Genomic DNA, 17,111 nt, shown 5'->3' with positions numbered 1-17,111 from the left:
GATTGTGCCGGATCAGTTTTGGTCAGCATATCGGGCAATCGCTTTAGATGAGGATTCCAGCATGCGCCTCTTGAGATAATCACCTTCAACAATTTTTACTCGCAGTCCGAGGAATCGAATTTTTGACAATAAAAACTCGCTTTCGTCTGCAAGGTAGGTTACATGAATTTGATAGATACCGGAGTCTTCATCAAAGGAGACCGACTTTTCAAAGCAGGAAAAAGCGTATAAAATTCGTGACAGTTCAGCATTAAAGGTCGGAATGACTTGAACCACTGCGTATTCTTTACGTGCCTCTAACAGGCGCTCTAACGTTATCTTCAACGTTAAAACCCGATCGTCAGGCAGAATCGTTTCCTCTACCGTTACGATATTTTTTAATTTTGTAGACATAAGAGAATGAATGCGCGTATTGTACCATTGCAGGTACCATTCTCTTTTCACCATGTTGTATTCCAGCTTATGAGGGAAGCCGGACTGATTTGTTTTAACTCCGCCATGCTTAATACGGTAAGTAAGAAGGATCCCTCTGTCCTGCATAATTATTCGACGGAACGTGCGAAGTAGTGGATGGTAGACCTGCCGCTCCTGGCTTTTGGCTTTTTCAACAATAATCTCACTTAATTCGGTTAAGGCCTCGGTATTTAAAAGGAGGTTGAGCTTGCTCAATGTATCCGGTGTGAAGGCTTCGGCGGAGGCCGAGTGTACCAGCATCGTTTTCAGCCATGACCTCTCTTGGGAAGTTAGCGCCAAGGAGCCTGCTGCGTCTAGACGTGAGATGATTTGGAAGTTAAATATTTTCTCGAATGGATTCATAGTAGTTGTGAATCTCCTTCCATTCTGCAATGAATTCCTTACGAAGCCATGCAGGTTCCAGGACCTCACAGCTCGAACCGAAGCTCCGCAACCACGGCTTTATTTCATAGATTCCGTTTACATTGATTTCGTAGCGGAACGTTGCTTCCGATTCATCCGTAATGGTTCCCCACTGTCCTTGCGTCTCAACCCGTTCCCGAATAAAATTAGCACCAGATATTTCAGGATTATAAAATCGAGCGACCACTTTAATAGTGCGCATGGTATCCGTAACCCAGCTTGTTTTCATCTGTTCTTCTACAGCGCTGAGTTTTCGAGCAAACTCTTCTTCTTGAACGGTGTCGCCTTCTTCAATCTGAGTAAGTCCCTCCATACGGAATTTCATTATTCCTATGCGGGTATTATGTCCGATTAAATACCAGCGCCCGTATTGATGGTCATAGATGACTCGGAGTGGGAGTACCGTTTCTGCAATACCCTTCGTTTCTCGCTCAAAGAGTGGATTTGTATTTTGAGAAGCGTAGTTCTTACCCTTTTTAGGTGATAGATAAAGAAAATGGAGCTTTTTTCGCTGCTGAATGGCGCGGAAAATCGTATAGAGATGCGCCTCGTCGAGAATGCGTGAATGGTAATTGTATTTGTATCGGTGGGTTTCCGCAGCCTCAGCATTAAATCCCCGATTTCGTAAAACCTTTTTCAAGGTATCACGAAGCAGATAGCCCTGCACGGACGGAATCTGCGTGTTGGCGATGACATCTACATAGTCGAAAAGATCCATGAGTTCATCGTCGGATAATTGGTCGACTAGGTCGTTAGCTGCCCTGTATCGATAGGGACGCCCTCCGTTTGTACGGATAATAACGCCAACTTCCTCCAGATATTTCAGATCTCCTCGGATGGTCTTTTCATCGGGGAGTGGACAGTCGGCTGGCATTTGCTCGCTGCAGATGTCCTGCAAATCTCTGGCAGTTAGCTCCTGCGATTGGACTGCGGTTAATAGTAATGTAAGCCGGATGCTTTCCGTTTCTTTAATGGACTTCGCGCGAAACAAGAAAAGGAGCAGCGGCTCGGCAGATTCATAATAATTATAGCGGAGCCCCTCTGAGAGTTCAGTTCCTTGTTCCAAAGGGAGACCTTGTTGTAGGACGGTTACCATTTCTTTAAGATTTCGCAGCGTTTTATCATAGGTATGTACAGAAATGCCGAGACGATCGGCAAATTGTTGTCTGCTATATGCTCCCCCAGCTAAAGCCAGCATGCGAAGAAATTGAATCTCCTTGTCGAAACTTTCACGAGCCATTTGCTTTCCCCCTGCATGTAGCGATTCCGTTAATATTATGATTTTCATTATATCAAGCGCTCGAGTTGAAGAAAATGGAAAAGTTTTTATGGTTCGCCATACATTCGCCCTGTTCGTGAGTTCTTAAATCAGCGAAAATCAAATTGTGAAACCGAGGTCGTAAGGTGCCGGGGGCGCAAAATCATTATGTGAAAAGAGGTGCAGGACAATGAAAAATTTCAATCCATGGGGAATGAAGAATCACCAAGATATTAAGAGAAGTCCAATACAGACTCAGGAGCATAAACAACATCTTTCCTGTAACCAATTTCATAATGGCATTCTTTACAGACGCAGAAGCATTGCGGTCAGTAAGTTGTGCACAACAACTTGACCCCAGCTTTAAATTTTACATAAGCGTTCATGTAAAGACTGCTTGATACCAAGTGGTCTTTTTCTATGGCTAAAATGCTGTAGGGAAGGATCAGTGGGTAAAGGGGGTCTTTTTTTGATCCCTTCAAAGTACATAGGGCAACAACACAAAACTTATGCAGGCTGAACTTACAGCCAATTGAAAGCGAGGTGAGAAGGATGATGATGATTAAAAACGATTGGCAGCATCAGGAAAAGCATCAGGAATTCAGTAACAGGTATAGCCGATTCATAAAAATGAGGTATGATCCGCCGGACCATAGGCATGAACGCTCCCTTTGCCTACTGGTGAAGAAGCACCCTCATACGTGAATTGAGCTATCTATGCACGATGATTCGTCTCTGCCTTTTGCAGAGGTGAATCCGTGAACAGATAGCTTTTTATTTGGCAACACATGGAGACCATGGCGAAAGGGCGAACGCGGCGGATTGTGACTCCGCAAGTACCAGTTCGAGTCTGGTTGGTCTCCCCAAATATTGCTCGGTAGCCAAGTGGGAAGGCAGATGACTTTGAATCATCGACCGCAGGTTCGATTCCTGCCCGGGCAGCCAAATTTTATCTCGGATGGGTGACATCACATAGGCTGCTGCACAAGGTGGCTGACAGATTTGCGGGATATACCCGCTCCTATCCACCAATGGGATTTTCATCTTTTTACTTATCGTCATACTTTCACCATGTTCGTGAAGGTGAAGATGAGCGAAGATAGATGCATAAAGCCAAATCCAATAGGGATGAGGCAGACAATATTGTTGAGGCGCATGGATGGGTTACTTCGACTTTTAATCGGCTTGTCGTTGGTTCGAGTCCAACTCTCACCGCAGGGTGAGGTAGCTCAGATGGTAGAGCAGCATGTTCCTTTCCGCACTTTTTCCTCAACAATGAATTGAAAAAAGATTTCTTAGGTGTGAGGCGCCAGAGAGGGCTACTTCGTCAAAAAGGACGGTATAGAGCGCACAAACGCTGTACCGATGTCTTCTCAACTTATTTCCTCACACCACCACACAAGTGAATACCGGCGAGGCGCCGGGGAGGGTTTCTTCGCTACTTATGCGCCACAATGATTTACCCGGTCTTTATGGCAGGTTCGACTCCTGCAGTTAACCTTCTCTGCTTTTCTTCGCCGGTTTTTAATTAAGGAGGCTATAATCATGAGTTTTGCGAAAAAATTGTTCTCAACTATAAAGAATAAAGAAGGTTTCCCAGCCTACACCCGCTCCGCCGAGGAGCAATACGTACAGACACTGGTAACCAATACATTTGGCAACACCTTCTACGCTGATCAGCAACAACTTTTAACTGAAGCGGAAGAAATGCACCGCGAAATGGCACAAAGTAACCCATTGTTTATGGCTAAAGCCATTGTCTATGCCCGGAATGAAGGATATATGCGCTTGCAGCCTTTGTTCGGATTGGCAATTCTGTCGGCTTACCGACCAGATTTGTTTTCGAAAATCTTTCTGAATGTCGTGCGGATTCCTTCCGATTTGACCGATTTCCTAATGATCTTGAAGGGTTTGGGTCGTGGGGAAGGTGGGCGTGCCGTGAAAAGGCAAGTTAACCGTTTTCTAGCAAGTATATCTGAGTACTGGGCAATCAAGTATAACGGCCGAGGACGAGGATACAGCTTGGGCGATGCGATTGCAACAGCTCATCCGAAGCCAGCTGATCTAAAGCAGCAAGCGCTATTTCGTTACTTGCGAGGTCAAGAGGCCAACTTGTCTTTGCTCCCCCAAGTGCAAGCACTGGAGCAGTTGAAGAAGGCGGATTCTGAAGCAGAGCAATTAAACTGGATTGAAACTGGAAAATTGCCACATGAAGTGGTTACTGGGGCTGTTAAGCCAACAAAGGCAGTTTGGGATGCGCTTCTTCATCAAATGCCGACATTTGCGCTGCTTCGCCACTTGAATACGCTCGAGCGAGCAGGTGTTTTTGAAAATCGATACAACTTGGAGACAGCGGTAGAACGCTTAACGGATCAACGAGGATTGCAAAAATCTAAGATTTTGCCTTTCCGATTCGCTAAAGCATTTCGGCAAGTCCAACATCCCGTTCTGCGCGATGCGCTTCGAGATGCTGTAGAGTATACGTTCGCGAATTTGCCGGATCTGGAGGATCGGACGGCTATCTTCTTGGATATATCAGGATCGATGAATGGTGAGTATTTGCAGATTGGGTCGGTGTTCGCTCTGGCCTTGTACAAGAAAACGCAAGGAAACTCGCTGTTCTGGTTGTTTGATACCGAGGTAGAGGATGCCAAGCCGTCCCGGCGCGACAGTATTTTATCACAAGCTGACCGGATTCAAGCCCGCGGTGGTACAGATACTGGAGCACCTGTGCGGAAGCTGCTCGCTGAGCGGCGCAAGGTTGATCAAATTATCATTATCACAGACGAACAGCAGAACAGTGGCAGCCCATTTTATGAAGCCTTACAAAAATACCGTACTAAGGTGAACCCTCAAGTTAAAGCATTCATTATTGATATCGCCCCTTATCGCAGTGCGATGGTTCCACAGCAAGATCGAAATACCTTTTATATCTATGGTTGGAGTGATATGGTGCTGAGCTACATTATGCAGACGGTGAAGGGCTATGGCTCGATGGTGGAAAAGATTGAAACGATGGACTTGGAGGAATGACGATGGATCATATACAAAAGGTTATCAAGGAACAGCTGGATCAGATAGAACAAGAGGAGCAAATAACAATCCTGTATGCCTGTGAATCAGGCAGTCGGGCGTGGGGGTTCCCATCACGGGATAGCGATTACGATGTACGGTTTATTTATCTTAGGAAGCCGGAGTGGTACTTGTCCATTTTTGATAAGCGGGATGTCATAGAACGACCTATTAACGATATGCTTGATATAAGCGGTTGGGATTTGCGGAAAGCACTAAATTTATTCCGCAAGTCGAACCCTCCGCTGCTCGAGTGGCTGCAATCGCCGATTTCATATGCCGAGAAATACAGTGCGGCTGAGAAGCTGAGAGGGATTTCTCCATTTACATTTTCACCGAAGTCTTGTATGTACCATTATTTGAACATGGCTCGGGGAAATTACCGTGAGTATTTGCAGGGAGAGCAGGTCAAGATCAAGAAATACTTTTATGTGCTTCGACCCGTTCTCGCCTGTGAGTGGATCCATCGATATGGTGAGATGGCGCCGATGGAGTTCGATGTCCTGGTAGATAGACTCATTCCAAAGGATGAGGAGTTATGGCAAGTGGTAAATCAATTGCTGACACGGAAAAAAGCAGGTGAGGAGCTAGACTACGAGCCGCGGCTTAATCCTATCAACCATTATTTAGAAGAGCGGTTTCATGTGTTGGAAAAGGCGGCAGCATCCTTGAGTTCTAAAGGTGATTCATTACGAGATAGCCAGTTGGACGCCTTGTTTCGGGAAGCTTTACAAGAAGTAGGGGGATATTAATTCCCCATTTAGAATGATATATAGGAGGAAGACTCTGTTGGCAATTGTTCAGTTGAAATCTACGAATCCGAAATTCACTTTTTTAATCAAGAAAAACCCAGGTACAGGTATGCAGCTTCGTCCTGTTCGCCAAGGGATGGCATACGGCTGGTATTCCGATGACGCAACTTTTAACGTTTATTTTAAGGATGCGGACAATGATATATCCTACAAGCAGCATGAAAATGAAAGTTTTGAGTATTTAAATGTTTCTAGATTTAATACACTCTTATTTCCGCTTAATGCGGTGAATGAGTTTTTCTCTGCAGCTTTCAAGGCGCAGGACGATCGGGACGAGGAAGGATATGAGCACTCCTTTTTCATCAATTTGGTTCAAGTTGAACGGGTGCGATATATTGAATTTTTCCAGAAGCACTTGAAAGAGTATTCCTTTTCCTTGCAGCATCAGGCACATAAGAGTTATTCACTGACCATTACAACGAATAAAAGCTTGTATCACCTCTTGCATGTTGTCGGTGTGCTGTGCCTGTTTTTGTCTATGTTTGGAGACGAGTATATGGATATTTCGGATGCCATTCTAGATAAATATATTCGAAGCCTTAACGTCATTGATGCTCCATTTTATATCCGGAGTCTTTTTGCGAGGAACTTTCTCAACACAAAGGAGCGGTTTAAGAAATACAAAGCACACATCGAACAAACAAACCGCTATTCAATCGGGCTGGAGTATGGCGGTACCGCCATGCAGCGGCGTAATTATATTGCAGGCGTGGTTCCGTTTAACAAGCCGATCTTGGATGTGGGATGTGGCGAGGGATTTTATGCCATTCCTTTTTCCAGGAAAATAGATGGCACCTATTACGCGGTAGATGTGGTTGATGAGCTGCTGGAGGTCGTGAATCGCAAAGCGAGAGCTAAGGAAATCGATAACATTGCGACTTTCCACTCTCTGGATCATTTTCTGGAGTCGTACAATGGGGAGCAGGTTGATGTTATTTTAACGGAAGTGATTGAGCATATGAGTGAGGGTGCGGCCGCGGAGCTTATCCATCAAATTTGCAGCGGTGTCGATTTTGAAAACTTCATTATAACAACACCGAATGCCGATTTTAACCAGTACTACGAGTTGGAAGGATTTCGGCATGAGGATCATAAGTGGGAAATGGGTCAAGAAGCATTCCAACTATGGTTTGCTAAGACGATTGAAGGATTGCCTGTGGAGATTGAGTACTTGATGGTTGGTGACCGGGTTGAACAGTTACATACGACGCAATGCGTTATTGTTCGTAGAAAGGAGGAATAGAGAGTGGACATTCAAACGCGTGTACATACGATATTTCTGCTCGTAGGGGCAACAGAATGCGGGAAATCGACTTTTGCTAAAGAAGTGCTGATCCCGCAGCTACAATTAGAGGATGCTTCCAGGGGCTTACGGACGAATGTGCAGTACCTGTCATCAGACGGAATCCGGCAGGAAATATTGGGCTATGACTATGACAAGTATGACCAGGTAATGTTAGAGGCGAGCTCGCATACCTTTCAACTTTTGTTTGAAAGACTGAGGCTTGTCACTTCTTTTCCGATTAATGCGGAGTTTGTGGTGATGGACACGATTGGACTGGCTGAAGATTACCGAACTAAAGTTCGTGAAATCGCTCATGAGAATAATTACAATCTTGAGGTTATTCTGTTTGATTATCGTAAACGAGAAGATTACTACGCTTCTGAAAGATCAAAAAAACTAATTTCTAATCACCTAAATCGACTGAGAAAGGAGGTTCTACCTGTCCTGTCACGGGAAGGTTACAGCAAAATTCATAAGGTGCGCGCTAAAGATTTTTACATGCCGAACGAAGGGCTGCCGAATTCGAACTATCGAGTGATTGTGCAGGATTGGGAGGCGTATATATCCTCGATACTCCCACAGGGGCTAGGGTACATTGTGGTTGGGGACGTTCACGAATGTGTTCAAGAGCTCCAGGGACTGCTTCGTGACTATGGTTACCGGGTGGCCGATGGTAAGCTGTTCGCGACGGATAAGCTCACTAATACAAAAATCATTCTTGCTGGCGACTGGATTGATAAGGGGAAACAAACGCGGGAGACGATCGAGTTCCTCTATGAAAACCGTGAGCATTTTCTGCTTGTCATGGGTAATCACGAGAACTTTGTTTACAATTACGTAAAGGGTCAGATTCAAGGTGTGGATCCGGAACTGCTGCACAGTTATTTCGATTCGACGCAAGTGCTTATAGGAGATTGTGAGCTTTTTGAAAAATTCTCATTTTTGGTAGAGTTATCTAAGCCATTTTATCACTATGTTGGCATGCAAGGACCTTCATATTATGTAACACATGCTCCTTGCCGTAATAAATACATTGGTAAGCTGGATACGAACTCGACTCGCCAGCAACGCAACTTTCGGATTGATCGAGAGGCTGCTTTTGAGGAGCAGCTCGATTTTCTAAAGCAAGAAGCGGTTGGCAACCACCCTTACCATCTGTTCGGGCATATTGCAGCTAAGCAGACTTTTCGGATAAAGAACAAAATCCATCTCGATACGGGAAGTGCGCACGGTAATATGCTGACTTCGGTTCGCATTTCGTCAAGGCCATTTTACAAAAATCATAAGTCACAAGTGGCTGTAGTGCAGGAAGAACTTCCGATCCTGTTCAGAGAAGAGAGAAAAGTATCGCTTCAGGACCTGGATGACGAAGCCGTTCGCAGATTGCAATATTGCTCAAAGAATCGCGTCAATTTCATCTCCGGTACGATGTCGCCGGCGGATAAAGATGAGGCTACTGGAGAGCTCGAGTCTCTAAGGAAGGGCCTGGATTATTTTGCTGAACGCGGTGTAACGGAAGTTGTGCTTCAGCCTAAATACATGGGTTCACGCTGCAATGTGTATCTTCATCACAATGTGGAGCAGAGCTACTCGGTTAGTCGTAATGGATATAAGGTTCAGGCCGTTGATTTGATTCCTATTTATGAACAGCTGCTTCACAAATTTGGAGCCTATATGACTGAGCATGGTATAGCCGCGCTTATTCTGGATGGGGAACTTTTGCCATGGAAAGCGCTTGGAGATGGGCTAATTGAGCGACAGTTCCGGCCGATTGGAAAGGCTTTAGAGACGGAGCTTGATTTTTTAAGACAAAATGGCTTTGAGGAAGCACTTGGCAAGCTTGTTCAGGAATTTGAAGCCAGCGGCTTTGAAAAGGATCAGCATCATTTATCGAAAGAGACGCTGAGTGATACATACGGATCTCATGTATACCAGAACTTTAAGCATATTCGAGCAATCAGAGAAGCGTATGTGACCTTGGATCAGCAGGATGAAGCTTACCGTACATACAAGCGTCAGTTGGAGTTGTATGCATGTGATGCGGAATTGGCCTACAAACCGTTTGCAATTTTAAAAGAAGTGCTAGAGGATGGGGAAGAGCGGGTACCTGAAGGCAAAACCTCCGAACTCTACCGTTTCTTGAATGATGATGAGTATCTGATTCTCGATTTGCAGGAGCAAGATGCATTCATCAGAGCGGAACAGTTTTTCTCTAAATTAACGGTCGAAAACCATATGGAGGGCATTGTCATTAAGCCGGAGCAAGAAGAGCGGAGTGTGGTTCCTTATCTAAAGGTTCGTAATCCCGGCTATCTGTCGATCATTTACGGGTACGACTACAAATTTCCACACAAATACGCCAAGCTCATGAAGCAAAAAAATATTTTTTCTAAATTGCGAACTTCGGCAAATGAGCACCGTATAAGCAGACAAATGCTTGAAGTGAGGCTGAATGAAATTACTCCAGAGAACGAGACTTACAAGCAAATAGCGGCAAACCTGCTGTTCGAGGTTTCTAAAGAGAAAGAGATCGACCCGAGATTATAGTAGGAATTTGAGGAGTGTTATAAGCAAATGGCATATCAAACGATAGATGGTGTACGCGTCTGGGGTAACCCCGATCATGGCGCGTTGTCGCAAGCCAAAACGTGTGCGGAGCACGGCAATGTGGTTCAAGCCCTGCTGATGGCGGATCATCACAAGGGCTATAGTCAGCCAATAGGTGGCGTGATTGTATATGATGGACAAATATCGCCTTCAGGTGTCGGCTACGACATTGCGTGCGGTAACAAAGCGGTTCGGACGAACCTGCTAGCGGCGGATATTAAACCTCGATTACCTGAGATTATGAATCAGATCGCCCGGAAAGTCTCCTTCGGAGTAGGGCGTGTTAATAGTGAGAAGGTTGACCATGAATTATTCGATGACTCGGACTGGGGTGTTTATGCTGCAATCGGGAGGCAAGAGCATGATAAGCTAAAGTCTTTGGCCCGTGATCAATTGGGAACAGTGGGTAGTGGCAATCATTTCGTGGATTTGTTTGAAGAGGATGGCACGGGAAGGTTGTGGATTGGCAATCATTTCGGGAGTAGAGGGTTTGGTCACAAGACAGCCAGTGGATTCTTGAATTTGGCCGCTGGACGAGATTTCCTGGCTAATGCACCAGGTGAAAAAATGGACCAATCGCCCGTCCTTTTTGAAATGAATAGCGAACTAGGCGACATGTACTTTCGAGCGATGAAGCTTGCTGGGCGGTACGCCTATGCCGGACGGGAATACGTTATCAAACAAGTGCTTGCTATTGTTGGGGGGGAGGCGGATTATGAGGTGCACAATCATCATAATTACGCATGGCGGGAAACACATAATGGCAAGGATACCATTGTAGTCCGCAAAGGCGCAACGCCATCAGCTCCAGGCCAAGTAGGCTTCATAGGCGGCAGCATGAGCGATATCTCTGTCATTGTACGGGGCAAGGATTCGGATGAGAATCGTGATTCGTTTTACAGCACGGTGCACGGAGCGGGGAGGATCATGAGCCGTACGCAAGCAGCCGGCAAAATGAACTGGAAAACCCGTAACCGATCTGGTGGTCAGATTTCAATGGATCAAATGATGCAAGCTGTGCATGACTTTGGCGTAGAGCTTCGGGGAGCCGGTACTGACGAAAGTCCGTTTGTTTATCGGAAGCTGCAAGAGGTACTGGATGCGCACTCAGAGACCATTGAGCTACTACATGTGCTTAGGCCGATTGGGGTGTGTATGGCAGGTGCGGATGAATTTGATCCATATAAGGATTAGAAAAAGCGGTTAAGCCATTTAGTAAATTAACTTATAAGTAAATAGCAAAGCAAAAGAATCAATTTAAATGATGGATATTGAACAAATAATTAAGAGGCCTAGCAGTTGGGAATACCCAGCTGCTATTTTCTTTGAAGCAATAATGAGTATGAAGTATATAACGAATTGCAGCAAACGGTTCCAAAATTAAGAATTGATTTCTGATATTCATAAGACGGCTATTGCTGGAGAGATTACAATGAGAGCAAGCAAAACATATTAAGTCCCCAATCTGAAAGGAGCAATAACAATGGCAACTATTAAAGTGGGTATTATAATGAACGGTGTAACAGGACGTATGGGAACGAATCAGCATTTGATCCGGTCTATTGTTGCAATCCGCCAGCAAGGAGGCGTTGCACTGCCTAATGGTGATGTTATCATTCCGGATCCGGTTTTGGTAGGTCGTCAAGAAAGCAAGCTGAAGGCATTGGCTGAAGCTCATGGAATCGAACGCTGGAGCACGGATGTAGATACATGCCTGGCAGATCCATACAATCAAGTTTATTTCGATTCCCAAACTACAGTGCTTCGTGCACAAGGCGTTCGTAAAGCTATTGCAGCAGGCAAACATATTTATTGTGAGAAACCAACGGCTGAAAGCTTGGCTGAATCGTTGGAGCTTGCAAAGCTGGCACGTGATAAAGGTATCAAAAACGGTGTCGTTCAAGATAAGTTGTTCCTGCCAGGCCTTATCAAGCTGAAAAGATTGATTGATTCCGGTTTCTTCGGCCGCATTTTGTCCGTACGTATGGAATTTGGCTACTGGGTATTTGAAGGTGATATGATTCCTTGCCAACGCCCTTCATGGAACTACCGCAAGGAAGATGGCGGCGGTATCATCACAGATATGTTCGCTCACTGGCGTTATGTGTTGGACAACTTGTTTGGAGAAGTAAAATCTGTATCCTGCCTTGGTGTTACTCATATTCATGAGCGTTTTGATGAGAAAGGTGATAAATACGAATGTACGGCTGACGATGCAGCGTATGCTACCTTTGAAATTGAGGGAGGCATTGTAGCACAAGTCAACTCTTCTTGGACTACACGTGTAGATCGCGACGATTTGGTTACGATCCATGTTGATGGAGTAAACGGCAGCGCGGTGGCAGGACTTCGTGAATGCAAAACCCAACATAAAGTAAATACGCCTAAGCCTGTCTGGAATCCGGACATTGCGAATCCTTTCAACTTCACAGCGCAATGGGAGAATGTCCCGGATAATCAGCTTTTCGATAATGGCTTTAAAATTCAATGGGAGCTGTTCTTGAAGCACGTTGTAATCGACACGCCGTTCCCTTGGGATCTGCTCGAAGGGGCAAAAGGTACACAACTGTCTGAGCTTGGGCTTCAATCGTGGAAAGAACGCCGTTGGATCGACATTCCTGATTTGAAATTGTAAGAGGGGGTAATTAACTTGGCTCAAACGATACAATTGCCGCGTGCCGGAGGGGAGCTCTATACCTATGAGCTCAGTCGCTCCGAAGCGTTTGAAATACCGAAGGGTCCATTGAAAAACCGCATCGCCTTTTCCGCGGCGCATGTAGTTTGCGATCCATTCTCCAATACAGACCCATTGGCGCAGTCCAGAATCGATTTCAAAGCGACAATGGAGTACCGTCATTACCTGTGGTCGCTTGGCCTTTCCGTTGCGGAAGCGATGGATACGGCACAGCGCGGCATGGGCTTGGACTGGAATGCTTCCAAGGAATTGATCAAGCATTCCATTGCGGAAGCTCGTTCAGTAGGAGGCAACATGGCTTCCGGAGCGGGTACGGATCATCTGGCTCCCGGTGCAAATGTAACATTGGAAGACGTAGAGGCTGCTTATGAGGAGCAGTGCTCCTTCATAGAAGGCGAAGGCGGACGCATTATTTTGATGGCAAGCCGCGCCTTGGCGGCTTGCGCCAAAAGCCCGGAGGATTATGAGCGGGTTTACGGCAAAGTATTGAGTCAGGTTTCCCAGCCGGTAATTTTGCATTGGTTGGGCGATATGTTTGATCCTCAATTAGCGGGCTATTGGGGGCATCAAGACCCGGATGCCGCTATGGAGGTTTGCTTGCGCGTAATACGCGCAAATGCAGATAAAGTGGACGGCATCAAAATCTCGCTGCTTGATGCGAGCAAAGAGATCAAAATGCGCCGCCTGCTGCCAGAAGGCGTGAAAATGTACACGGGTGACGATTTCAACTATCCGGAATTGATCCGTGGAGATGAGCAGGGCTTCAGCCATGCGCTGTTAGGTATATTCGATGCGATCGCTCCTGCTGCCGCCGCGGGGCTGCATGCATTGGACGCTGGAGATACCGACCGCTTCCACAGTATTTTGGATAAGACATTGCCGCTATCGAGGCATATTTTCCAAAGACCAACGTTTGCCTACAAGACAGGTATCGTATTCATGGCCTACTTGAACGGCCACCAGTCCCACTTCCGTATGATTGCCGGAGCTGAAGGCGCTCGTTCTGTTGTCCACTTATCCGACTTGTTTGTAATGGCTGATGAAGCTGGCTTGTTTACCAACCCTGATCTTGCAGTAGAACGTATGCGTAAAGTTCTAGCTTTGTCTGGGATTTGATATACCCACCCAAACCCTCCCTATAGGGAGGGCTCCAAGGGCTCTGCCCTCTGGACACCCTTTAAGGGCTTGGGGAGGTAGATTCTTTAGATGCTCCTTTGTTACTAAGGTGAATGATCACTTTCGTCCCTGAAGGACACGCTTAACTTGGAGTGGTGCTTAATATTTATATCCAGAAGGGAATCCAATTTCTTTTGCGATCATTCACTTTGGTAAGGCAGCTGAAATTCCTTAGCAAAGTTGAGATTCAAAGAGAAGGTTTGAGCAAGTCAGTCTATAGAAAGTAAGGAGGTTGTTACTATGGAGAAACTTCAAAATTTCGATCGTCTCAGCTTAAATCAGATCACAACCGATCGCTGGAGCTTGCGCGAGGCAGTAGAGGGCAGTGTACGTGCGGGAATTCCTTGGATCGCTCCTTGGCGCAACAAGGTTGCCGAAGCGGGTCTGGCTGAAAGCCGCCGTTATATTCGCGACGCTGGACTTCAAGTATCCAGTCTTTGCCGCGGCGGATATTTCCCGGCTGCAACAGCGGCTGAACGCCAAGAGCGGTTGGATGACAACCGCCGTGCGGTTGAAGAGGCTGCTGAGCTGGGTGCGGAAGTGTTGGTACTCGTCTGCGGTCCATCCGCTGATAAAGACATTGCTACAGCTCGCCAATATGTAGAGGAAGGCATCGAGCAGTTAATTCCGCACGCACGCGCGCATGGAGTTAAGCTGGGTATCGAGCCGCTGCATCCGATGTACGCTGCAGAGCGCTCGGTTATCGTGACGCTAGGACAGGCCAATACGTTAGCCGAGAAATTTAACGCAGAGGATGTCGGCGTTGTTGTCGATGTATTCCATGTATGGTGGGATCCTAATCTATACAGTGAAATTGCACGTGCAGGTGATCGGATTAGAGGCTTCCACGTCTCCGACTGGCTTGTACCGGTACCAGACCTGCTGTTAGGTAGAGGAATGATGGGCGATGGGGTAATCGAGCTTCGCCGCATTCGTCAAGCTGTTGAAGCTGCAGGCTACAACGGTCCAATCGAAGTGGAAATTTTCAACCAAGCTATCTGGGATACTCCGGGTGATGAGGTTCTTGCACTTATGAAAGATCGGTATCTGGAGCACTGCTAAAAGTTAGAGAGCCGATCAATCCAACAACACGACTCCAGCAGCCGACATAATCCCAAGCCGACTGCCTACCGATGCACCAACTTATGGGTTTAAACAATGACAAGAGGCACAGCCTCACGTCTATCATTGGAATATATTACTTGTGAGCAGGTTCCCAAAACGTTAAGATGAATATATCATTGCTATTTTCGGGCATTTTGGGGGCCTCTTATGAAGTTGAAAAGGATTGAACTGCCATTGCGCGGGATTCATTTATATGAAAGCAAACATCTGGACGGGGATGTCGTCGACGAGCATCATCACGTGATTCACCAGATCTTATATGCCTTGGAAGGCGAAGGAACCATTACACTGGATAACAAGCAGTATGAGTTTAAGCAGGATAGCGTTGCTTTGATTGTGCCGCATTCGAATCATTCCGTATTTTCCGAGTCCAAGCTGACCTTGCTTGTTCTTGCTTTTGAGGAGACGGTACTGGATGCGAATGCACGTTCAGGCCTGCTGTATTCCTGCTTTAAGTCGTCTGCATTTTTACAATTAAACCCTTTTGCCGCGGCGGATTTAAGACAATTGCTGCGTAAAATGCTATTCGAGCAGACGCATCAGGATGATTTGAATCAATGGGCGCTGCAAATATTTATTTTGGAAATTATATTGGTACTCGCACGTTCGAGTCAAACGTCACTGGTAACGGATTCCAACAGTCTTCGTGCTGAGCGGATCCGCAGTTATATTGACAGGCATTATTTTGAACCGCTTACAGCGAGTGATATTGCTGCCAGGTTAGGTATTGGGGCCAGGCATGTGAATAACATTTTCAAAGATCATTACCGGATTACTCCGATTCAATATTTGACTGAAATACGTATTAGTCTGGCTAAAAAATTGCTTGTCGAGACGGATAAGGACATTGTTTCCATTTGCTTTGAGGTTGGGTATGAGACGCTGCCTACATTTTATCGGGCATTTAAAAATATTGTGAAAATGTCCCCGAACATGTTCAGACAGCAGAATAAAAGCTGATCGATGAATCGTGATAGAGGTGATAGGGATCATGAACGGTAAAAAAGTTTCCATATTATTGGTAGGAATCGGCGGTTACGGGAATAGATATGTGGAGGAGCTTCTTAAAGCAACGGACGATAGTCAGTTTACGATCGCTGGTGTTGTAGAGGTTAATCCGGACCGCAGCCGGTATGTTCAACAATTGCAGGATAGAGGGATTACCTTTTACACGGATATGGAGAGCTTCTACGCCTCTTCTGGAGCGGATTTGGCTATTATTTCCACACCCATTCAATTCCACTGCCAGCATGTGTGCACTGCATTGTTGAATGGAAGTCACGTATTATGTGAGAAACCGATAGCTGCTACCGTACAAGATGCGCAGAAAATGATTGATGCACGAAATCAAAGCGGCAAATTCGTTGCCGTAGGCTATAATTTGTCCTTTAATGATCAGATTCAAGAGTTGAAACGAGATATTTTATCCGGAGCATTCGGCAAACCTAAGCGGTTGAAAACGTTAGTATTGTGGAGACGCCCTCTTGCTTATTTTCAAAGCGGCTGGAAAGGGAAAAGAAAGAGCGTATCAGGCGACTGGATTCTGGACAGTGTAGCTCATAATGCAACCGCTCACTTTTTACACAATATGTTTTATTTGACCGGCTCCCGAACCGATGCGAGTGCGAAGCTTCAGTATGTAGCGGCGGAGCTTTACCGGGCGAACGATATCGAAACCTTTGATACTTGTGCCTTAAGGGTTAAGACGGAAGATGACGTGGAGATACTGTTTTACACTTCGCATACGATCTTGAACAATGAAGGACCAATCTTTAGCTTCGAATTTGAAAAAGCTTCGATATCCTTCGCTGAAGGTCAGAATGAGAATCAGATTAAAGCTGTTTTTCACGATGGTACGGAAAAAGTGTACGCGAGTACAGGCACGGCAGCCTGCGAGGATAAGCTTCGCGTATGCATCGGCGCGTTGGCATCAGGCAGCAATGAAATTCCTTGCGGTCTGGAAGCGGCCTATCCGCAGCTGCTTTGTGTAAATGCGATGATGGAGGCGATACCGGAAATTCCGGGATTTCCTAAGGCGCTGGTAGGACTTGATGAAGAGACGAACGCGGTATGGGTTGATGGTTTGGAGGATGTGCTGAAGAACTGCTTTGAGCAGGGCGTGCTACCATCCGAAGCAGGCATTCCTTGGGCGGTTCCCGCTCGAAAGGCCGACTTGACTGATTATCGTATGTTTAAGGGGTGAAC

Annotated in this window: 12 protein-coding genes and 3 tRNA genes; 13 read left to right on the top strand and 2 right to left on the bottom strand. The window is 46.0% G+C overall.

Annotated features, from left to right (window positions below):
• Positions 1–12 precede the first annotated feature (12 nt).
• Both ACFQ0C_RS38680 and ACFQ0C_RS38675 read right to left on the bottom strand, forming a co-directional pair.
• Positions 13–816, bottom strand: a complete 804-nt coding sequence (locus tag ACFQ0C_RS38680; RefSeq protein WP_379375222.1) for a WYL domain-containing protein — start codon at positions 814–816, stop codon at positions 13–15.
• Positions 791–2,116 (bottom strand): helix-turn-helix transcriptional regulator, encoded by a 1,326-nt coding sequence (locus ACFQ0C_RS38675; RefSeq protein WP_379375220.1) that lies wholly within the window; start codon positions 2,114–2,116, stop codon positions 791–793. Before ACFQ0C_RS38675 ends, ACFQ0C_RS38680 begins: the two co-directional genes overlap by 26 nt.
• A gap of 809 nt (positions 2,117–2,925) precedes the next feature.
• On the opposite strand from ACFQ0C_RS38675, the gene ACFQ0C_RS38670 reads away from it, so the two are divergent.
• The 13 genes from ACFQ0C_RS38670 (at position 2,926) to ACFQ0C_RS38610 (ending at position 17,109) form a co-directional block, all read left to right on the top strand.
• Positions 2,926–3,000: transfer RNA gene (locus ACFQ0C_RS38670), tRNA-His, on the top strand.
• Between the two features lie 5 nt (positions 3,001–3,005).
• Positions 3,006–3,079: transfer RNA gene (locus ACFQ0C_RS38665), tRNA-Gln, on the top strand.
• 200 nt (positions 3,080–3,279) lie between these two features.
• Positions 3,280–3,349 (top strand) — tRNA-Ser (locus ACFQ0C_RS38660).
• A gap of 330 nt (positions 3,350–3,679) precedes the next feature.
• The gene (locus tag ACFQ0C_RS38655; RefSeq protein ID WP_379375218.1) at positions 3,680–5,167 is read left to right on the top strand and encodes a TROVE domain-containing protein; all 1,488 of its coding nucleotides are present in this window, start codon (positions 3,680–3,682) and stop codon (positions 5,165–5,167) included.
• Positions 5,168–5,169: 2 nt separating this feature from the next.
• Positions 5,170–5,958: a nucleotidyltransferase domain-containing protein gene (locus ACFQ0C_RS38650; protein WP_379375216.1), complete on the top strand. Its 789-nt coding sequence runs from the start codon at positions 5,170–5,172 to the stop codon at positions 5,956–5,958.
• A 37-nt stretch (positions 5,959–5,995) separates the two neighbouring features.
• Entirely contained in the window at positions 5,996–7,261 is a 1,266-nt protein-coding gene (locus ACFQ0C_RS38645) for a class I SAM-dependent methyltransferase (protein WP_379375214.1), read from the top strand.
• 3 nt (positions 7,262–7,264) lie between these two features.
• Positions 7,265–9,850, top strand: coding sequence for a metallophosphoesterase (locus ACFQ0C_RS38640; protein ID WP_379375212.1), 2,586 nt, complete (start codon positions 7,265–7,267; stop codon positions 9,848–9,850).
• Positions 9,851–9,877: 27 nt separating this feature from the next.
• Complete coding sequence (locus ACFQ0C_RS38635) at positions 9,878–11,104, top strand: RtcB family protein (protein ID WP_379375210.1); 1,227 nt, start codon at positions 9,878–9,880, stop codon at positions 11,102–11,104.
• Positions 11,105–11,393: 289 nt separating this feature from the next.
• Entirely contained in the window at positions 11,394–12,545 is a 1,152-nt protein-coding gene (locus tag ACFQ0C_RS38630; RefSeq protein WP_379375208.1) for a Gfo/Idh/MocA family protein, read from the top strand.
• 15 nt (positions 12,546–12,560) lie between these two features.
• Positions 12,561–13,721: a dihydrodipicolinate synthase family protein gene (locus ACFQ0C_RS38625; RefSeq protein WP_379375206.1), complete on the top strand. Its 1,161-nt coding sequence runs from the start codon at positions 12,561–12,563 to the stop codon at positions 13,719–13,721.
• Positions 13,722–14,021: 300 nt separating this feature from the next.
• Positions 14,022–14,843, top strand: coding sequence for a sugar phosphate isomerase/epimerase family protein (locus ACFQ0C_RS38620; protein ID WP_379375204.1), 822 nt, complete (start codon positions 14,022–14,024; stop codon positions 14,841–14,843).
• Between the two features lie 210 nt (positions 14,844–15,053).
• Positions 15,054–15,866 carry a helix-turn-helix domain-containing protein gene (locus ACFQ0C_RS38615; protein WP_379375202.1) on the top strand — a complete coding sequence of 271 codons (813 nt, stop codon included), beginning with the start codon at positions 15,054–15,056 and terminating at the stop codon, positions 15,864–15,866.
• Between the two features lie 31 nt (positions 15,867–15,897).
• Positions 15,898–17,109, top strand: a complete 1,212-nt coding sequence (locus tag ACFQ0C_RS38610; RefSeq protein ID WP_379375200.1) for a Gfo/Idh/MocA family protein — start codon at positions 15,898–15,900, stop codon at positions 17,107–17,109.
• Positions 17,110–17,111 lie beyond the last annotated feature (2 nt).

The sequence above is a fragment of the Paenibacillus sp. GCM10027630 genome (assembly GCF_042676305.1).
GTDB lineage: Bacteria > Bacillota > Bacilli > Paenibacillales > NBRC-103111 > Paenibacillus_S.
The sequence above is the reverse complement of the archived record's forward strand: the minus strand, read 5'-3'. Positions and strand labels throughout refer to the sequence as shown.